The organism is Halomonas jincaotanensis (genome assembly GCF_018448785.1).
Taxonomy (GTDB): Bacteria; Pseudomonadota; Gammaproteobacteria; order Pseudomonadales; family Halomonadaceae; genus Halomonas; species Halomonas jincaotanensis.
Window position 1 is genome coordinate 84,298 of the sequence record NZ_JAHCLU010000015.1, and the last position, 19,215, is coordinate 103,512.

At 55.7% G+C, this 19,215-nt stretch carries 19 protein-coding genes and 1 tRNA gene; 12 read left to right on the forward strand and 8 right to left on the reverse strand.

Going from position 1 to position 19,215, the window contains the following annotated elements; all coding sequences use genetic code 11:
• Positions 1 to 105: 105 nt before the first annotated feature.
• The 8 genes from KG088_RS14150 to KG088_RS14185 all read right to left on the reverse strand — a co-directional run bounded on the left by KG088_RS14150 (position 106) and on the right by KG088_RS14185 (position 7,478).
• The gene (locus tag KG088_RS14150) at positions 106 to 981 is read right to left on the reverse strand and encodes a glycine betaine ABC transporter substrate-binding protein (RefSeq protein WP_213826382.1); all 876 of its coding nucleotides are present in this window, start codon (positions 979 to 981) and stop codon (positions 106 to 108) included.
• Positions 982 to 1,085: 104 nt separating this feature from the next.
• Positions 1,086 to 1,919 carry an ABC transporter permease gene (locus KG088_RS14155; protein ID WP_319941442.1) on the reverse strand — a complete coding sequence of 278 codons (834 nt, stop codon included), beginning with the start codon at positions 1,917 to 1,919 and terminating at the stop codon, positions 1,086 to 1,088.
• 5 nt (positions 1,920 to 1,924) lie between these two features.
• Positions 1,925 to 3,127: a quaternary amine ABC transporter ATP-binding protein gene (locus KG088_RS14160; RefSeq protein WP_213826385.1), complete on the reverse strand. Its 1,203-nt coding sequence runs from the start codon at positions 3,125 to 3,127 to the stop codon at positions 1,925 to 1,927.
• Positions 3,128 to 3,378: 251 nt separating this feature from the next.
• Positions 3,379 to 4,557 (reverse strand): PQQ-dependent sugar dehydrogenase, encoded by a 1,179-nt coding sequence (locus KG088_RS14165; RefSeq protein ID WP_213826387.1) that lies wholly within the window; start codon positions 4,555 to 4,557, stop codon positions 3,379 to 3,381.
• 86 nt (positions 4,558 to 4,643) lie between these two features.
• On the reverse strand, positions 4,644 to 5,519 hold the full coding sequence (locus KG088_RS14170) for an AEC family transporter (protein WP_213826389.1): 876 nt from the start codon (positions 5,517 to 5,519) through the stop codon (positions 4,644 to 4,646).
• Positions 5,520 to 5,758: 239 nt separating this feature from the next.
• Positions 5,759 to 6,289, reverse strand: coding sequence for a hypothetical protein (locus KG088_RS19640; RefSeq protein WP_250148274.1), 531 nt, complete (start codon positions 6,287 to 6,289; stop codon positions 5,759 to 5,761).
• Between the two features lie 28 nt (positions 6,290 to 6,317).
• Positions 6,318 to 6,641: a TonB-dependent receptor plug domain-containing protein gene (locus KG088_RS14180; protein WP_213826393.1), complete on the reverse strand. Its 324-nt coding sequence runs from the start codon at positions 6,639 to 6,641 to the stop codon at positions 6,318 to 6,320.
• A gap of 285 nt (positions 6,642 to 6,926) precedes the next feature.
• A complete protein-coding gene (locus tag KG088_RS14185; protein WP_213826395.1) occupies positions 6,927 to 7,478 on the reverse strand; it encodes a PRC-barrel domain-containing protein in 552 nt (183 codons plus the stop codon).
• 169 nt (positions 7,479 to 7,647) lie between these two features.
• Here KG088_RS14185 and KG088_RS14190 point away from each other — a divergent pair.
• The 12 genes from KG088_RS14190 (at position 7,648) to darT (ending at position 19,211) form a co-directional block, all read left to right on the forward strand.
• Positions 7,648 to 7,724 (forward strand) — tRNA-Ile (locus tag KG088_RS14190).
• 160 nt (positions 7,725 to 7,884) lie between these two features.
• Positions 7,885 to 9,129: a tyrosine-type recombinase/integrase gene (locus tag KG088_RS14195; RefSeq protein WP_213826397.1), complete on the forward strand. Its 1,245-nt coding sequence runs from the start codon at positions 7,885 to 7,887 to the stop codon at positions 9,127 to 9,129.
• Positions 9,130 to 9,224: 95 nt separating this feature from the next.
• Positions 9,225 to 9,923, forward strand: coding sequence for a hypothetical protein (locus KG088_RS14200; RefSeq protein WP_213826399.1), 699 nt, complete (start codon positions 9,225 to 9,227; stop codon positions 9,921 to 9,923).
• Between the two features lie 65 nt (positions 9,924 to 9,988).
• On the forward strand, positions 9,989 to 10,186 hold the full coding sequence (locus KG088_RS14205; protein WP_213826401.1) for a helix-turn-helix transcriptional regulator: 198 nt from the start codon (positions 9,989 to 9,991) through the stop codon (positions 10,184 to 10,186).
• Complete coding sequence (locus tag KG088_RS14210; RefSeq protein ID WP_213826403.1) at positions 10,186 to 10,554, forward strand: hypothetical protein; 369 nt, start codon at positions 10,186 to 10,188, stop codon at positions 10,552 to 10,554. The genes KG088_RS14205 and KG088_RS14210 overlap by 1 nt, the downstream gene beginning before the upstream one ends.
• Complete coding sequence (locus tag KG088_RS14215; RefSeq protein WP_213826405.1) at positions 10,551 to 13,076, forward strand: DUF3987 domain-containing protein; 2,526 nt, start codon at positions 10,551 to 10,553, stop codon at positions 13,074 to 13,076. The genes KG088_RS14210 and KG088_RS14215 overlap by 4 nt, the downstream gene beginning before the upstream one ends.
• Before the next feature lie 945 nt (positions 13,077 to 14,021).
• A complete protein-coding gene (locus KG088_RS14220; RefSeq protein WP_213826406.1) occupies positions 14,022 to 14,255 on the forward strand; it encodes a hypothetical protein in 234 nt (77 codons plus the stop codon).
• A gap of 43 nt (positions 14,256 to 14,298) precedes the next feature.
• On the forward strand, positions 14,299 to 14,586 hold the full coding sequence (locus KG088_RS14225; RefSeq protein ID WP_213826408.1) for a helix-turn-helix domain-containing protein: 288 nt from the start codon (positions 14,299 to 14,301) through the stop codon (positions 14,584 to 14,586).
• Positions 14,583 to 15,545: a reverse transcriptase family protein gene (locus tag KG088_RS14230; protein ID WP_213826410.1), complete on the forward strand. Its 963-nt coding sequence runs from the start codon at positions 14,583 to 14,585 to the stop codon at positions 15,543 to 15,545. The genes KG088_RS14225 and KG088_RS14230 overlap by 4 nt, the downstream gene beginning before the upstream one ends.
• A 192-nt stretch (positions 15,546 to 15,737) precedes the next feature.
• Complete coding sequence (locus tag KG088_RS14235) at positions 15,738 to 17,294, forward strand: type I restriction-modification system subunit M (RefSeq protein ID WP_213826412.1); 1,557 nt, start codon at positions 15,738 to 15,740, stop codon at positions 17,292 to 17,294.
• Positions 17,291 to 18,484 carry a restriction endonuclease subunit S gene (locus KG088_RS19970; RefSeq protein ID WP_213826414.1) on the forward strand — a complete coding sequence of 398 codons (1,194 nt, stop codon included), beginning with the start codon at positions 17,291 to 17,293 and terminating at the stop codon, positions 18,482 to 18,484. The genes KG088_RS14235 and KG088_RS19970 overlap by 4 nt, the downstream gene beginning before the upstream one ends.
• Positions 18,485 to 18,569: 85 nt before the next feature.
• A complete protein-coding gene (darT, locus tag KG088_RS14245; RefSeq protein WP_213826416.1) occupies positions 18,570 to 19,211 on the forward strand; it encodes a type II toxin-antitoxin system toxin DNA ADP-ribosyl transferase DarT in 642 nt (213 codons plus the stop codon).
• Positions 19,212 to 19,215: the final 4 nt, after the last annotated feature.

A 19,215-nucleotide genomic window follows, 5' to 3' on the forward strand; every position in this document is an offset into this window, starting at 1 on the left:
GTGATGACGCTACGAAATGCGGTAAAAAAAGCACCAACGCAACAAAAAAGCGGGGGGCATCCTGGATGCCTCCCCGCTTCGTGAGGTGCTTTCCGCTATATCGCCTTATTCAGCGGCGGAGAGCCATTCCTCGACAACGTCCTGGTTGTCTTCGACCCACTGCTTGGCGTTCTCGTAGGGGTCGGCGTCGTCTTCCTGATTCATCAGCATGACTTCGCCCATTTGCTCGGGCGTCCACTCGAAGGCCTCCAGGATGGCGTAAGCCTCCGGCATGTCCTCTTCGAGCCCTTGGCGAGCGATGGTGTGGATCTGCTCGGCGCCACCGTAGACATTCTCGGGATCCTCGAGATACTTGAGGTCCCAGCGAGCGAACTTCCAGTGCGGCGTCCAGCCGGTGACCACGACGTCTTCCTCGTTCTGAATGGCGTTCGCCAGCGCCGCGGTCATGGTGGCGCCACTACCGCTGCGCAGATCCAGGTCGAGGTCGTAGGTCTCGATAACTTCCTCGGTCAGGCCCATCAGGCCAGCGCCGGGATCGATACCGATGATCTCGCCGTTGAACGTATCGGCGTTATCGTTGAGTTCGGCAATGGAGTCAACGTCAGTGTATTCCGGTACGACCAGGCCAAGCTTGGTGCCGTCCAGGTTGACGCCCAGATCTTCCACGTCGTCACCGACGCGTTCCATGTAATCGGCATGGGTGGTGGGCAGCCAAGCGGCCACGATGGCATCGGCATCGCCGGTCGCCAGCGACTGCCACATGGCGGCAGCGGACAGCGAGGTCATATCGACCTCATAACCGGCCTGTTCCAGCACGGCACGCACCACGTTGGTGGAGGCGACCTCGGAGGACCACTCCACATAAGCGAGATGTACGTTGCCCTTGTCCTGGGCCTGGGCGGCGCCGGCGGTAAGACCTGCACCCGCGATCAGTGCCAGGCTGGCAAAACGGATATGACGGCTAAGCGGTTGCTTGAGCATCAATCTACCTCTTCTTTGGAGTGACCGTATCAATATGGCGACGGTCACTGAAGAAATCAACCTCCGGCCTCAATGCTCCGGGCGTTAGGGCCCGGCCCTGACGACTAGGACTTGCGTGTCTTGCGCAGCGACTGGGTCAGGCGGTCGAGCAGCATGGCGAGGATGACCACAGCGATGCCGGCCTCGAAGCCATCGCCCGGGCGCAGGCGCTGGATGGCGCGCCAGACTTCGCTGCCCAGGCCATCGGCACCAATCATCGCGGCGATTACCACCATCGACAGGGCAAGCATGATCGTCTGGTTGATGCCGGCCATCACGGTGGGGAGCGACAGCGGCAGCTGCACCTTGAACAGCTTCTGGCGGCTCGTGGCGCCATAGGCGTCGGCGGCCTCGATCAGCTCAACGGGCACTTGGCGGATGCCCAGCGTCGTGAAGCGGATCGCCGGCGGCATGGAAAAAATCACGGTGGCGAAGATCGCCGAGACCGAGCCGATCCCGAAGAAGGGGATCGCCGGGATCAGGTAGACGAATGCCGGCATGGTCTGCATGAAATCGAGTATCGGCATGATCGTCTTGTAGAGCCGCTCGGAGAGAGCCGCGATGATACCTACGGGCAGTGCGATGACCACAGCCACCAGTGTCGCGATCACCACCAGGGTGAGGGTCTCGATCATCGGGTCCCAGAGGCCCAGGTTCCAGATCAGCGCCAGGCCAATCGCCGCCCCAATGCCCAGGCGCAGGCCTGCTGCCTTCCAGCACAACAAGGCAATGATCGCCAACAGCGCCCAGGGCGGAATCCACATCATGGCGTCGTTCAGGCCATTGATGCCGGTCTGGGTAACGCGGGAAATTGCTCGGGTGACGATGGAGTATTCACTGGTCAGCCAGGTCAAGCCGCCCTCGATCCAATCGCCCAACGGAATGCGCGGAATTTCGATTGCCATTATTTGTCTCCTGCCTGTGCCAGTTGGTCGAGAACGGCGCCCTTGACCACGACGCCGAGCAGCCGGCGGTCTTCATCCACCACGGCGATGGGAAAGCTCTTTTCGCTGAACATCGCGAAGAGATTATGCATCGGCTCTTCTGGGCCCACGGATCGGAAATCCTGGATCATGCAGTCGCGAATATTGTCCTTGCCGTCCTTGCTGGCCTGGTCGGCGGCATCGGCCTCGACCAGTCCCAGCAGCTTGCGGTCGCGACTGGTGACGTAGATCGAGTCGATGGCATTGTCCTTCATCTTGCGCAGCGCCGTGCGCGGACCGTCATCCTCGCGGGCGGTGGCGCGAACCGGGCGCATGGCGCTCTCGGCAGTCAGGATGCGTGACTTGTCGACGCCCTCGATGAAGCGGCGTACATAGTCGTCGGCGGGCTGGGTGAGGATCTCCTCAGGGGAGCCGATCTGCACCACTTCCCCATCCTTGAGTAGCACGATGCGATCACCGATAGTCAGGGCTTCGTCCAGATCATGGGTGATGAACACGGTGGTCTTCTGCATGCGGCTCTGGAGCTCGAGCAACTCCTGCTGCATGTCGCCGCGGATCAGCGGGTCGAGTGCCGAGAAAGCCTCATCCATCAACAGCACGGTGGCGTCGTTGGCTAGTGCTCGGGCCAGGCCCACGCGCTGCTGCATGCCACCGGAAAGCTGGTTGGGCAGGGAGTCTTCCCAGCCCTCCAGTCCCACCTGTTTGAGTGCGTTGCGCGCGATCTCGGCGCGCTCGGTCTTGTCGACGCCGCGAATCTCCAGCCCGAACTCGGCATTCTGTTGCACCGTGCGGTGGGGAAAAAGCGCGAAGTTCTGGAAGACCATCGAGAAGTGGCGACGGCGGCATTCCAGCAGCGCCTTGTCACCAAGCTCGGGGATGTTCTCACCGTCGATGACGATTTCACCCTCGGTGGGTTCGATCAGACGATTGAGGCAGCGAATCAAGGTCGATTTACCGGACCCCGATAGTCCCATGATGACCAGCAGTTCCCCTTCGTGAACGTCGAAATTGATATTCGACAGGCCGAGTGTCTGGCCAGTTTTCTCGAAAATGTCGGCACGCCGCATTCCTTGCTCGCGCATCTCTAATGCTTTCTTCGGTTGGTTACCGAAGACTTTGGTCAGGTTGCGAACCCGAATCTTGACGTTGCGGTTCTCGTTCATTGGCTAAGCCTTTTTTGTCAGCTCCCCGCATGACGCAAACGCGCCCGAAGGATCGAGTATCGAGACATAGGATGACCGTGACATGATGCCACTGGGCACCGTTGACGGCTGAAGATTGCCTACCCTATTGGTTTTTGAACGATCATTCAAATTAGATGCGGTGCAGCATTCGGGCTGACAGTCTCGCATGACGACACGACCGGACGTGAAAACGCCCGGTCATTGTGAGTCAACGCAAGGGGAGGGGAAGGCTAGTCGGCAGGCGTCAGCCGAAAGAGGCTGCCATCGGCTTCGTCGTTGAGCAGGTAGATGGCGCCATCGTGGCCCAGGCGCACGTCGCGGATGCGACCGATCTCTCCTTCGAGGATGAGCTCGCGTTCGCTGACTTCCGAGCCATCGAGCGACAGACGTACCAGCTTTTCGCTCGACAGGCCGCCGGCCAGCAGGTCGCCTTGCCATGCCGGGAAGGCGTCGCCCGTGACCTCGGCCAGGCCCGAGGGGGCGAAGCGGCCTTCGAAGACATGCACTGGGTCGCGCATGCCGGGCGCGCTGTCGACGCCGATAGGCTGATTGGTGGCGTAGTCGTTACCACGACTTACCTCCGGCCAGCCGTAGTTCACACCGGGCTCGATGCGGTTGAGCTCATCGCCGGTGCGCGGGCCGTGCTCCGTCGACCAGATCTCGCCGTCGTAGGTAACGGTCAGTCCCTGTGGGTTGCGATTGCCGAGACTGTAGAGCGCATCGAGCGTATCGTCATCGTCGACGAAGGGGTTGTCGTCCGGCACGTCGCCAGTGGCGGTCAGGCGCAGGAAGCTACCGGCGTGGTCGCCGCCGTCCTGGGCGCGCTCGGGGGTGACGCCGCGATCGCCGATGCTCATCAGCAGGGTGCCGTCATCGAGCCAGGCGAGCCGCGAGCCATAGTGGCGGCCGGGTTGCGAGAAGCGGTCCTGCACGAATACCTCCTTGACATCGACCAGGCGCTCGCCCTCGAGTCGTGCGCGGCTGAGGGTGGAGGCGGTGCCGCCATCGCCCGCCTGGCTCCAGGTGAAATAGATCCAGTCATGCTCTCCCGTAGCACCAGTACTGTCGCTGCTGCTCCCGCCATTGCCATAGTCAGGGTGCAGGACGATATCGAGCAGGCCGCCCTGGCCATGATTCGACACCTCGGGCACGCCATCGAGGCGAACCACTTCGCCGTCGGTGTCGATCAGCGCGATGCTCCCGGAGCGCTCGGTCACCAGGTAGCGGCCATCGGGCAGCTCGGCCATGGCCCAAGGGTTTTCCAACCCGGTAGCGATCCGCTCCAGGCGCAGATCGTGATGTTTAGTGGTGATGCGCTTCTCGACGATCTCGGCGGCCTGGCCCGGGCTGGCGCTCAGGGCGCCGCCTAGCAGCAAGGCGGTCAAGAGTGCGTGACGTGGCGTGTGCATGCGGCTTTCCCCTCGATAACTATACCTGCATAGGGACTTCGCCGGGAGAAGGGTGTTCCCCGTGAGGACCGCCATCGATCTCGGAATTACATCAGGAGTGCCAGCAGGATCGGCAGGTAGACCAGCGATAGCAGGGTAGAGCAGAACACCAGGCTCGCCGTGTACTCGGGCTCGCGCTTGGCCCGCTGGGCGAACAGGTAGTTGAACACCGCCACCGGCATGCTCATCTGCAGGATCAGGATGCTCTGGGCCATGGGTGGCAGCCCGAGCAGATGGCCGATGCCCCAGGCGACCCCGACCGCCAACGGAATGCGCAGCAGGCTGAAGCGGATGCCGGACTTGAGGTTCCTGACCTGGATGCTGGCCAGCGACACCCCCAGGGTAATCAGCATCAGTGGCACCGTGAAGCCGGAAATAAGGTCCACGCTGTTGTGCAGCCAGAGTGGTAGGTCGGTGTTGGTCACCAACAGCGCCAGCGAGATCAGAATGGCGTAGACGGTGGGCGTCTTCACCAGGGTCTTCAGCGGATTGCCGCGGCTGATTAGCATGGTGCCCAAGGTGAACTGGAAAAGCGCGACGGTGACCATCACCGTGATGCCGAACACGAAGCCCGACTGGCCGAAGGCGTAGAGCACCACCGGCAACCCCATGTTGCCGGTGTTGGGATACATGGTCGGTGCCAGCAGCACCCGCCAGTCGCGTTTCAGCAGCCAGGCCAGAAAGAAGGCCAGCCCTGCCATGGCTACTAGCACCAGCGCCGTGGCCAGCATGGTGAGGCCGAAGCTGCCGGCATCGATGTCGGCGCCGGAGAGTGACGCCAGCACCAGCGCCGGAGTGCCAATGTTGAAGACCAGGCGGGTGACAAACTCGATCGGATAGGAATAGCCGAGGCGTATCCAGGCAAAGCCCAGGCCGGCCCCGGTCAGCACAGGCGCCATCACGGCGAAGAGTTGGGCAAGCATGCGTTTTTCCAAGCGGCGACGAGTATTCGACCATTGTCGTAAATTGCTCAGCCCTGATGCAAGTGGCATGTCGAGCCCGGTGCCGGCGCTGGGCCAAAACCGGGGTCGCGCTTGTCTGTCAGAATTCATAACGCGCAGAGATCCAGAGGCGGCGGCCTTTTTCACTGTTGGCATACACATTGCCGTAACGGCTGCCGTCCCAGTAGGCGCGATAGTCGACGAAGTCCTTGTCGAGCAGGTTATAGAGGGTGGCGCTGAGCGTGACGTTGTCGGAGACGGCGTAATTGCAACCCAGGTGGAACAATGAATAGGCCCTTGAAATCGCCGCGCTTCTGCACGCTGTCGGTGTAGGAACAGTTGGCGCCGAGATTCCACGCCAGGGCCAACTGGATGCGGCTGGATAGCTCGATACCCCGAGTGACGGCCTCGGTCGCCAGGCCGTCATCGAGTTCAGCATCCCACCACTGGCCGCCAAACGTCGCGACATGATCGCCCAGCGGCACGATGAACTTGCTGTCGATCACCCGGTTGTGGGTTTCCAGTTCGCGTGGCTGGCCACCAATGATCGAGGGGAAACCGGCATAGGGTTCGCCGATTGTGCCCGGGATAGTGCGCCCTTCGGTCGAGGTGGTGTTGTGCATCACGCTCGATTCCAATGTGCCGCTGGCAAAGCGTCCCGTGTGGCCAATGGCCAGCGGTTCACGCTCGAAGCGCAACTCGTCCGCGTAGCCATTGGCCGTGCCCGGGTCCGGCTCGCAGCTGCAGCCCAAGCCGGTCCGCCACCAACGGAATGCTGGTTTACAAGTTGATGGCCCGGCTATCGCCAAAGTCGTCGTCCTGATTGACGGTGGTTTCCACTCCCACTGAGCCGGTCCATTCACGCCCCATGCGGCTGGTGATGATATTGATGACCCCGCCCATGGCATCGAAGCCGTACAGCGTCGACATCGGCCCCCGAATCACCTCGATACGTTCAATGCTCGAGACCGGCGGGAAGAAACGGGTGGACGTTTCACCGAAACCATTGGGCGTCACGCTGCCGGCGGCATTCCGTCGGCGTCCGTCGATCAGTACCAGCGTATGGACGCGGCGGCAACGACTATGGCATGTGTCCACACGCATCGAGAAGGATATTCCATGCGATTCACCACCTTGAGTGATAATTTTTATCAAATGATATTTTGAGTCTAATGGAATTATTTACTTTTTGAAATGCGAGCTTTCACCACACCCCGTGTTAGCCGGAGAGCGGGGGCGGTGAGCTTTGTCGGGGGAGAGTGGTCGAGGAGTGAGGTAGAGAAAGGGGCACTGATAAACGCAAGCAGCCCGATCCGGGGATCGGGCTGCTTGCGTTGCTGCCAATTAAGGTTTCGGCTAAATGGTTAAGTGGCCATCGGGAAGGCGGGGTTACTCTGAAGCCGCTTCCTGGGTGCGCTCTCCGACGTTTTCCAATGCTGCGCCGATGCGGTCCAGCGCTTTGGTGGCGCCTTCCTGCGTGTTTTCCCAGGCACTGGCGGCACCCTCTTTGGTCTGCTCCCAGGCCTCTTGGGTGCTCTGGCGCGCATTCTGCCACCAGTCATTGGTGTACTCCGGCTGCTGGGTGACCTCTTCCTCGCTCATGTCGACCAATACACGATATTCCATGTCGTCGAGATCATCGCTGTTTTGGGTTTCGACGGTGAATTGGCCGGTTTCCAAGACATATTGCTTCTCACCCATGTCGAGCAGGTTGCCGGTATCGATTACCAGGGCACGTATCTGCATGTCATTGTCGAGCAGGATGTCTTCCACTTCGCCGATTTCCTCATCAGGGTTGGCCTGGGTGTAGACATCGGCATCAAGCAGCTCCTCGGTGGAGTACAGGCCATCCGGCGCCGCTATGGCGCTGCCGCCGAAGGCGAGGCCACCGGCGACCAAAAGACCAAGAAGCGCGGGATTACGGGGATAGGAAGATGTCATGAAAGAACTCCTTTGAGCGAAAAATTCCGTGTGTACGATGGCGGATAGACGCCATCCCACGCCACTTAGTCGCCTGAGCTGTCGGTAAGTTCACTGACCCCAGGCTTAGAGTATCACATGTCTCTGGCCCTGCTGTTCGGCATTCGCTATCATACGCCCGCGCAAGCAAGGGCCTATAGCTCAGTTGGTTAGAGCAGGGGACTCATAATCCCTTGGTCGCTGGTTCGAGTCCAGCTGGGCCCACCAAATTCAGCTTTCATACAGTCCCAGAGGCTACGCAAAGCACCGCAAGGCATTGTATGAAAGCGATTTCTTCTGCCTGATGTTCCCAGGAATTCCCTTGACATCCCACTTAATATGGGGGCACATAAGGGGGCATTTTAATCCCCCGGCTATAGGTGCCCCCATGAGTAATGCACGCCAGCTGAATAAGCTGTCAGCGGTCGAAGCCCGTACCGCTGCTCCCGATCCTGAGAACCCTAAGACGTATCGCCTTGCTGATGGCGGGGGGCTTTACCTGGAGGTGACGTCGAAGGGGGGAAAGTATTGGAGGATGAAGTACCGCATTCATGGCAAAGAGAAACGCTTGGCCATTGGCGTTTATGGCGAGGGAAAGGGGAAAGTGTCGTTGAAGGCGGCCAGGACGGCCCGCGACAAGGCTAAAGAGCTGCTCGTGCAGGGGCTGGACCCTAGTACCGCGAAGAAAATTGCCAAGCAGGAGGGCAAGGCTTCCGCTACCAACACCTTCCGCGCAGTGGCCATCGAATGGCTTGAGCAGGTTCATAAGCACAAGGTGGTGCCTGACCACTACGACAAGAACAAGCGTCGCCTGGAGCGTGATGCCTTTCCGGCGCTGGGGAATCGCCCAATCGCTGATATCACCGCTCCCGAGCTGCTGGAATGCTTGCGCAGGGTCGAGAAGCGAGGGCATCTTGAAACCGCTATCCGTGTGAAGACAGTGTGTGGCCAGGTGTTTCGCTATGGCATTGTTACAGGGCGGGCCGAACGCGACCCCAGTGCCGACCTACGCGGTGCATTGCGTCAGCCCGAGGTAAATCACTACGCAGCCATCACGGACCCCGAGGAGCTACCACCCCTTTTACGCGCCATCGATGGTTATCGTGGCCAACCCGTAACCATTGCGGCATTGAAACTAGTCTCCTTGGTGTTCGTCCGCCCTGGTGACCTTCGACACGCCGCTTGGGATGCAATAGACCTAGAGGCGGCTACCTGGACCTTCCAGCCTGGCAAAGGTTCGCCACCACTGATCGTGCCGATGCCACGCCAAGCGGTGCAGATACTTCGAGACCTGAACGGACTGACAGGACGTGGTCAATACGTATTTCCGGGGCTGCGAAGCAGCAAGCGACCAATGAGCGAAAACACACTTAAAAGCGCACTGGACAGTATGGGCTTCAAAGGGAAAATGACCGCCCACGGCTTTCGTGCGATGGCACGTACAATCCTTGCCGAGCGCCTGAATTATCCAGAAAAATATATCGAGCAGCAATTGGCTCATGTGGTTAGAGACTTCAACGGGCGAGCCTACAACCGGACTAAATTTCTTGAACAGCGTCGAGAAATGTTGCAAGCCTGGGCCGATTATCTTGAAGTCCTTCGAGACAGCAATGGAGAGAAATTTTCTCATTGATGCGCTTAGTTGCGGAAGTTGCGGGAAGATGGAAACACTCGTAGGTAGTGACTAGATGTTGCGGAACAAATGCGGAATTTTTGCGGATGACTATTATGATTGAAGAAGATGAGTTCGATACATTCGAAGAGCTTCAGGCCGAGCTTGATTCTTTGCTTCTGAGGATTAAGCTATGCATGCAGCACGAACGGCTAGAAAACATGTGGATGGAGCTAGACTATATTAATATCGACGAAGCAGTTAAAGCTGTGTATTGCTATGCCTCGCAACCGCATGATCGTTGTAACGTGTATAAAAAAAGGACTCTTAAGGAGGCGGCTTCCTTAGTTTACTTCAAACAAGTGGAATTTTCGAAGGAAATCTCCAAGGATATTTCTGAACACGGCCTTGATAAAGGCCATTTTCTAAATGCAATAAAGGCCTTGAATAAATGGGATGAAGAACCACCATATCCACTCAATGACGTGCAGTTTTTTTACCTCGGGATCGCAGCAACCTCATATCTAAAAGGTGAAAGTCAGCATTTTGGACAAAACCTTGGGGTTGAAGTTATTTCTAAGAGAGCTGGAAAAATAGACCGAAGACTTACAGATCGGCATTTGGCAGCTTTTGATGTGTTTATTCGGAATCTCAAAGATCCCAAAGCTAATCCCATTGCACCAGCCCTTTTTAGTGATGTTGGGAGTAGATATGGTATGTCAGGTTCGACTGTTCGCGATGCATACTACAATCTAGATGAGGGGAGTTATTCCAAGATGAAATCCCATTTACAAAAAATGGTCGAAAATTTGTAAATACATTCGGAAGTGAGCCATTCATCCTTCAGCCATGCCCATCACAAACCACGGAGGTCCATGGCATGGCTGTACTACTGAAACGTCCTGAGGTGCGCGAGCGCACCACGCTGAGTGACTCAGCTCTATATCGTTTGATCAATAAGGGAGAGTTCCCTCCGCCCATCCAATTAGGGCCGCGTGCTGTAGCTTGGCTGGAAGAAGAGGTGACTGCTTGGATCGAGTCAAAGATCGAGGCAAGTCGCGAGAAGGAGGCCGCCTAATGTTGACTTTTATTAATGGTGGCCCTGAGCACAATGAAACGTTACTAGAGTATCGGGAGATATTCTTGCGAATCATGGATCTGTGCTATCAAATTAGTATAGTCAACCCAGACTACGTAGCAAACATTACCTATGACGGTGTCAAACACAGTGTGTGTGTGGTCCTGACCCCGCGTACCCACCTAGAGGAAAGGTTTAGCGGTGGGAGAGTTAGAGCTGCATGGAGCCGAATGCTGTGGTTGCCTGTTGACCCTGATGATATTAGCGACAAAGAAAATTTCGACCGTCTTTATGGGGCCTATGAGCACCTCTATCGTGTTATGTGGGGTGACTTAGAAATGGCCGAGAACGGGAGGGCGCTGCAATGAGCATATGCGGCGAAAAGCTGACTGACATAGAAAACCAGAATTCAAATGACATGCACCCAGTGGCTAAAGTTAATGAATCCTCAGCAAATGAATTCATTAAGATTCTGGGCGGTTGTGATTTTTCTATTTTTCAAACTTTTGACGATAAGGAGAAAAAACGGCGTGATCTGGCACAGACATTTCATGGTCCACTTAGAGATACACATGGCCAGCTCATAGTATTGAACAAACAAGGTGCAGGGGTATTCCTTTGCCTTAACATCACAGATGGGGCTGGTAGGAAGGCAAAAAACATTACCTCTGTGCGCGGTCTCTTTGCCGATTTTGACGAACCGCAAACGTTAGCTAGCATGCTGTCTTACATAGAAGGCGCCGGTCTGCCGAAGCCGACCATAGTGGTAGAAACCTCCCCTGGAAAGTACCATTGTCACTGGTTGACTCAGGAGCCAGGAGAGATCGCTCTCGAAGAATTCAAGCCGTTGCAGCAGGCATTGGCACGTGCATGCGGTAGTGACCCTAGTGTCTGTGACCTGTCCCGTGTGGTGCGATTACCGGGATTCATGCACCATAAAAATGAGCCATTTGCCGTGCGCACTGTGTTACAAGGGCGCCGCCATACCAGCCAGATACTGCGCAACTCCCTGGGGCCATATATGGTGGAATCATCTCAGCAATCAAAGGTGGCGCCAGAAAATCCGTTAACCTCAGTGGGTAGCATTACGTATGCATCTCGTGCATTAGAGAAAGCTGCTTCATCTGTTCGGGCCGCAGACGTAGGTAAGCGGAATGACACGCTCAACCGCGAAGCATTTGGCCTCTTCGGACTAGTTAAGGGAGGGCACGTGGCTGAGTCTGAGGTGCGTGAGACACTGACGCGTGGTGCGATGGAGACTGGCTTAAATGAAGGTGAGATCCAAGCTACGTTATCTAGTGCTTGGCGTGCTGCGATGCCTCGTAACGTATCAGCTGCACAAGAAGAACCATCCCGGTACTCATTTTCAGCAGCCAACGAAGCGAAGAAGCCAGCAACGCAGGGGACAAGAAATATGGACCCTAGGCCTCTTCCGCTTGCGTCCCGGTCATCTCTTCCAAGATATCCTATGGAAGCGCTTGGTCCGTTGCTGGGTGAGGCTGCCGAGCGCTTTGCTTGGCACGTGCAAGCCCCGGAAGGGATGGCGGGCCAGTCTGTATTGGCAGCGGCGGCATTAGTGGTGCAAGGGCATGTGGATGTAGCGCGCGGTCTGATTGGCATGGGGCCCACCTCCTTGTTCTGCATTACTGACGCTGAGAGTGGTGAGAGGAAAAGCACTTTAGAGCGTTTATCACTCCGCCCGGTACGAGATTGGGAGCGCGTGCGGCGTGAATTTCAACGAGAAGAGTCGGCCCGATATAAGGCAGAGTATGAAGCTTGGCATTTGCGTCGACAATCATTGGTGAGTGTGGCCAAAGGAAAATCTGACAAAGTTATTGAAAGCCATGAGCAGGAGAGACTCGCTCAGTTACTTGCTGACCACGAGCTAAACGAGCCAAGTACACCGGTACGGCCCCAGATGACCTTTGAGGAGCCAACTCAAGAGGGTATCTACCGCCATTTTCAGGAGGGACATCCCAGTGCTGGATTGTTTTCGGATGAAGGGGTCGGGTTCTTTGGTGGCCATGGAATGCGTGAGGAGAATCGGGGGCGAACGATCGCCACGCTTTCAAAATTATGGGATGGTGGGAGTATCAGCCGAACTCGAGGCGCTGTAGGTGAATCAGGAGTGTTAGCTGGGCGGCGGCTTTCCGCTCACTTGATGCTACAACCTGTGGTGGCTGCCCAGGTCATGGGTGACCCGCTTTTGACCGGACAAGGATTTCTTGCCCGCTTCCTCTTTATGCGCGCGCCATCACTTATAGGTGGTCGCTTCCTTTTGAACAGAGACCCACGCTATGGCGTCGAGCATGAAACTGCCGTAGGTCACTATTGGGAGGCGCTTGCAGAAGTTGTTAATCGTCCTTTGGACGTTGATCAGGAGACCGGTGAGCTTAGACCTAAGTTGGCTAAAATTGAAGGCGATGCTTTTCGAGCTTGGGCTGAATTTCACGACAAGGTTGAACGCGAATTGGGAAAATCGGGCCGGCTGTCTCTAGTAAAGGGGTTCGCCTCTAAGGCAGCGGACAACGCAGCTCGAATCGCTGCAATATTTTCATACATAGAAGGAGGGCTGCATCCTCAAGTAGCCCACATAGAGAGGGCGGTAGCTTTAATGGACTACTACCTGCAATCCATGGCTTCGCAAGTCGAGGAAGCTCAGGACGACCAGCGGGAATTTCAGGCACGCGAGGTGTTGGATGCTATCCATGAGAAATTCGGCGGCCAGCTGTCAGCTCATGATTTTAAGCGTATGCCTAGTGCCTATCGAAGCGCTAAAAAACTGCGATCGTTACTTGGCTTACTTGTTGACGCAGGTTATCTTGAAATATGCTTAGTTAATAATCAAAATAAGCCAAGCGGATGGGTTGCCATAAGTCCTGAATCTTAAGATGCTTATACGACAGGCCATTTCTCTATGGAGTGGCCTTTACTATATTCTCTCATATGATTTTTGTGGCTTATAATACGGACTCTTCTAGCCAGATCCTATGGCCTTTCCATCGACAAAAAAGTCACCCCATTCGCAAAGATGATCATTATAAAATTAAACTATTGATTCCGTCTAATCGATAGTTTTTTTAATTAAGCATTGAGGCTCTCCTTGGTTGAACGACAGGCTCGCTTAACAGTTGCCGAAGGGATGTCGAAGCGTTCCGTTGTAGACTTAATGTTGGCACTGTTCTCCTGACGCCATTGGTCTACATCCCCATCATTGATGACTTCCCCCCCCCCCGAGGGCCTTTCCCACTGCTTTGGCCCGCTTTGTGTCGGTGGGTTGGTTCTCATCGCTGGCCCGGAAGTGAGAGACGTAGGCTGATATGATGTAATTAGCCAACCATCTCTATCTTTTTTTAAATCAGCGCCTTACATGATGATGTGGGCGGCAATGTAGGAAGCCTATTCCCAGACAACGGGGGGGTGCTATTGAGAGTTCAAACGTTCAATTCTCCCCCTCTGAGCCCGCTTGAACCACTCACCCGTATGCTGGCTGCATCACGCAACCAGGATTTGACTGCCAGTAAAATTACAGCTAGTGTGTCCCACAGGCTGGGTGTACCACCCAGGTGCTCTTTAAACGTGTTGATTTACCTCGATTGAGCTTGCAAGCGGACCAACTTAGTTGGTCAACCCAGGGAGTTGTTCACCTAGGGTTCACTTGCCGCACAACGGTCCTGCTGCCCGGCGTCCCGGCGACCAGTAGTCTTGTACGGCGGGAGGCTCCTTTAACAAGGAGCTGAACGGTGGTTTGCTGGAGCATCTACGCGTTCCTTATCGGCTCAATTGCTTGACGGCGGGGCAATTGCCCAATCCGATAACGAACGAGGTATTTTTGATGGATAAAGCACGTTTGATCACGACTGTCACTCTGCTGAAGCAGGTACAGTCGGAAATGCACGACGACGTAGATGCTCGCGTTACTGATAGGTTGAATGAGGCGATTATGATTCTGGAGGAAGCTCTGACTACCGATCCAAAGCCAGCTAGGGCGAGTGCCGCTCTGGCCAAGCTAGGTGAGGCGTTGAAGTATCTGCCAGGAATCAAGGCGCTTTTTGAGGACTTGATGTGACACAGCAAACCACTACTTTAAGATTTCCGATTGGTTGCGCGATATGAATATTGGGTACGCAATCAAGCTATGCCGCCAGCAGCGTAAGCTGACTCAAGGAGAGTTAGCAAAGCGGGCTGGCGTGTCAGTTTCCTATCTCTCGCTGCTTGAGCGGGGTGAGCGGTCAGATCCGGGCCTATCTTCCTTGGAGAATATCGCTAAAGGGCTGGATGTTCCCATGACGCTGCTTCTCTTCCTCGCAGCCGAAAATAGCGACTTGAAAGGGTTTTCTCCAGAGCTGAAGGAAAAGCTCTCTGCGGCTGCTCTGAACTTGATGAGAGAGACCGCATGAGATCAAGGTGCGAGCTAACTTCGACCTACCCTCACAACGCCATCATTGACCCTGAACACCTCGCCCTTCTGCTGAATACGCCCCCGGAGAAGCTGAAGGACATCGCAAATGTTGCTTCCGGCTCGTATCGCCCAGTTCCTCAAATGAAAAAAGATGGCACCCCTCGGATGACCTATGATGCTTATCCAGAGCTAAAGCGGATACAGCACCAGATCGTCAAAAAGATTCTCCGCAAGGTGCGTTTCCCTCGATATCTGCACGGTGGCATTCGAGACACTGACTTTCCTCGCGATCATGTGTCAAATGCAGCACTGCACACTGGGGCCACGATCTTGGTGCTGGACGACATTGCTGATTTCTACCCCTCCCTCGATAGGCAGTTGGTATTCACGACCTGGCTAAGGTTCTTCGGCTTTTCTCCAGAGGTTTCGGAGTTACTTACGAATCTGACGACGCGCCATGGAGTCGTACCACAGGGCGCAAGAACGAGTAGTTACCTGGCCAATTTGGCATTCTGGGACAAGGAAGCGCAGCTAGTTGAAGACCTCGGGAACATAGGCCTGACATACTCCCGGTTCGTCGACGATGTGACTTATTCGTCGCACCGCCAAATTCTAAACAGCACCATCGGCAACGCCAGGGCCAAGGTGTATAGGATGCTGGCATCAAAGGGCTGTCGCCCCAAACGCTCAAAGAGTCACGTCTGCCGCAAGGGACAGAAGCTCGAAGTCACTGGACTGGTTACAGCCGGAAGCTCGCCAACAATTGACAAGGATGAACGAAAAAGAATTCGCTCGGCAGTCCATAACCTGGAGAAAGCTGTCGGCAAAGAGGGAATGACTCCAGAAAATCGCAAAAAATGGGACAGCGCGAAAGGACGAGTTGGAAGGTTAGTCCGCCTGAAACACCCCGAGTCACGGAAGCTTTCCCAGCGTCTAGATGCAATTCGCCAAGGTTAACACCTAGCGAACTGAATCCACGACCAAGGAGACCAGCCCCTTCATGGTGATGTCCTGGATCATAGCAATCGTCACGAAGACGCTGGCAGTCTGCAACTGCATACGCCGTCATGCAGCCGCCAGGGTCGCTGTAGTAAGCTGGCGACATTCAAAAATCATGATGAATTCAGTAAAACGAAATGGAGCAAGACCTTGGTCAATGGAGACATAGGAAAACGGCTGTGGGCAGCTGCTGACCAGTTATGGGCCAACACCGGTCTCAAGCCCGCTGAGTTCTCGACCCCTGTCCTGGGTCTGATCTTCCTGAAGTATGCCGATAAAAAGTATGCCGCCGCCGAGGAGAAGCTGGGGCCGGTGGGCTCCGGTGGCCGCCGCAAGGTGAGCAAGGACGACTACCTGGCCGAGGGTGTGATCTTCCTTCCCGAGACCGCTCGCTTCTCTTACCTCCTGTCACTCACCGAGGGCGACAACATCGGCAAGGCCATCAACGAAGCCATGAAGGCCATCGAGGAGGAGAACACCGACCTCAAGGGTGCCCTGCCACGCGACTACACGCGCCTGGATAACTGGGTGCTGATGGAACTGCTCAAGCAGCTCGGCCCGGTGGATCTGTCAGGGGATGCCTTTGGGAAGGTCTACGAGTACTTCCTCGGCAACTTCGCCCTCAAGGAAGGCCAGAAGGGTGGTGTCTTCTACACCCCCGAGTCCATCGTAAAGCTAATCGTGGAGATCCTTGAGCCATACCATGGGCGCATCTTCGACCCGGCCTGTGGGTCTGGCGGCATGTTCGTCCACTCGGCGAACTTCGTGCAGCGCCACCACAAGACGGCCATGGACGAGATCTCGATCTTCGGAACCGAGAAGGACCAGACCACCGTTAACCTCAACAAGATGAATCTGGCGGTGCATGGCCTCTCTGGTGACGTGCGGGTGTCCAACACCTACTACGAAGATCCCTTCTATGCAGCCGACCGCTTGGGTGGCCGCTTTGACTTCGTCATGGCCAACCCCCCATTCAACGTCTCAGGGGTGGATAAGGAGCGACTGGAGGGCGATGTACGCTTTCCCTTCGGGATGCCCAGGACCGATAACGCCAATTACCTCTGGATGCAGCTCTTCTACGCATCGCTGAAGCCGTCCGGGCGTGCTGGTTTTGTCATGGCGAACTCGGCAGGTGATGCCCGAGGTAGCGAGCAGACCATCCGGCAGAAGTTGATCGAATCCGGTGCCGTGGATGTGATCGTCTCGGTGGGTCCGAACTTCTTCTACACTGTCACACTGCCTTGCACCCTGTGGTTCTTCGACCGGGCCAAGAGCGAAACCGAGCGTGGCAACAAGGTGCTGTTCATAGATGCTCGCCATCTATACCGCCAGATCGACCGGGCGCATCGCGATTGGCTACCGGAACAGGTTGAGTTCCTGGCCAACATCGTGCGCCTCTACCGTGGCGAAACCGTAGAGCTGGATCAAGGCAGTGAGACGCTGCTGGCCGAGAAGGGGCTGGGCGAGGATTACACCGATGTGCCCGGGCTCTGCAAAGTGGCCACTCTGGGGGAGATCGAAGCACAGGGCTGGTCGCTGAACCCTGGGCGCTATGTCGGGGCAGCAGCGAGAGAAGCTGAAGATGTGAACTTTAATGAGCGTCTTGAGGAGCTGGCTGAGGAGTTGGAGGTGCTGAATTCTGAAGCCAGAGAGCTTGAAGACCAGATTGGCCAAAATGTCGCCCGATTACTGGAGGTGTCAGCGTGATCAACACGGGACTCCATGATTGGAAACAGCTTATCCTTGAGGACTTAGGAAGAGTTGTGACGGGCAGGACTCCGCCATCCAGCAAACCTGAGTTGTTTGGTGATCATTATCCGTTCATCACCCCGACGGATATGACCTTTTCTAATCGATCTATCTGGCCTGAGCGCGGGATTTCTGAAGAAGGCGCTGAGAGCCTATCAAGGATCAAGCTACCAGCCAAAACGCCATGCTTTGTCTGTATCGGCGCTACCATTGGCAAGCTCTGCTTGACATCGGTGGAGAGTTTTACCAATCAGCAAATCAATAGCATTGTTGTCGATAAAGAAAAGCACTGCCCTGAGTTTGTTTACTACTTGCTTCGCCATATATCAGCAGGAGTAAAGTCATTGGCAGGTGGGGCAGCAACGCCGATCATCAATAAAACCTCTTTTAGCCAGGTGCCTGTGCTGGTGCCTCACTTGCAAATCCAAGAGTCCATCGCTGCCATTCTCTCTGCCTATGACGACCTTGTCGAGAACAACACGCGCCGCATCGAAATCCTTGAGGAGATGGCCCGGCGGTTGTACGAGGAGTGGTTCGTTCTCTTCCGCTTCCCTGGGCATGAGAAGACAGGTTTTAAGGAGAGTGAACTTGGAAGGATTCCTAAGGAGTGGGAGTGCGGTAGCCTAAAGGATTGCATTGAACTTGCCTACGGTAAAGCTCTCAAAAAGTCTGACAGGAAGTCAGGGCCTTATCCTGTCTATGGCTCCAGTGGTGAGGTGGGCACCCATTGCAAGGCTTTGGTTAAAGGGCCAGGAATAATTCTGGGAAGAAAAGGTAATGTCGGCAGCTTGTTCTGGACGGAGGACGACTTTTATCCAATTGATACTGTGTATTATCTCAAGACAGACCTTCCTCTGGAGTACGCTTTTTTCAACTTGAAAAGGCAGAGGTTCTTGAACAACGATGCTGCCGTACCTGGGCTGAATAGAAACCAAGCATATTCACTTCCGTTCCTGAAGCCCAGCGACGAGGTGCTGCAAGACTTTTCGAGCCACTGCAAACCGATCTATGAACTAATTCGGAAATTGCATCGGAAAAACTCCAACCTCCGCGCCCAGCGCGATCTGCTCCTCCCCAAGCTCGTATCCGGTGAGATAGACGTGCCCGAGATCTCCAAGCCCTACGACAAGGAGGTTAAAGCCGCATGACACCCCTGCAATCCCCTGCTTACGACTACTTCGAGGACACCCTGGTCGAGCAGCCCACCATAGAAATGTTTGCTGACTTGGGCTGATGCTTATGACACCGAATCCGACCCCAATTTTTCATATCACACCTATCGAGAACCTGCGTATGATCCTTGTGGCTGGCGAGTTGCGGGCAAAGCGGGCGCTTGATCAGGAGGATGCAGGCTATACTAACATCGCACACCAGACGATTCAGGATCGTCGTGCCCATACGTCGGTACCATGTGGCCCCTGCGGTGTGCTGCACGACTATGTGCCGTTTTACTTTGGGCCACGGTCACCCATGCTATACACGCTTTCGAGAGGCAACGTGGACGGGTTTACTGGCGGGCAGCAATCCATCGTGCACTTGGTGTCAACGGTTCAGGCTGTGCAGGCTGCGGGGCTTGGCTTCGTTTTTACTGACGGACACGGGATCATGGCGATCACTGATTTCTATGATGATCCTGCCCAACTGGATGAGGTTGATTGGTCACTGATGGGTGCCCGCTTTTGGGCAGATACCAACGAAGACCCGGACCGTAAGCGCCGTCGTCAGGCGGAGCTTTTAGTATATGAGCGTTTTCCTATCGATTTAATAGGGGGAGTAGGCGTGGTCAATCAAAGCAAGAAAGCCGAAGCCGAGGTGCTACTTGCGGAGTTTGGTTTGACTATTCCGGTTGCTGTGAAAACCGGCTGGTACTATTGAGGTG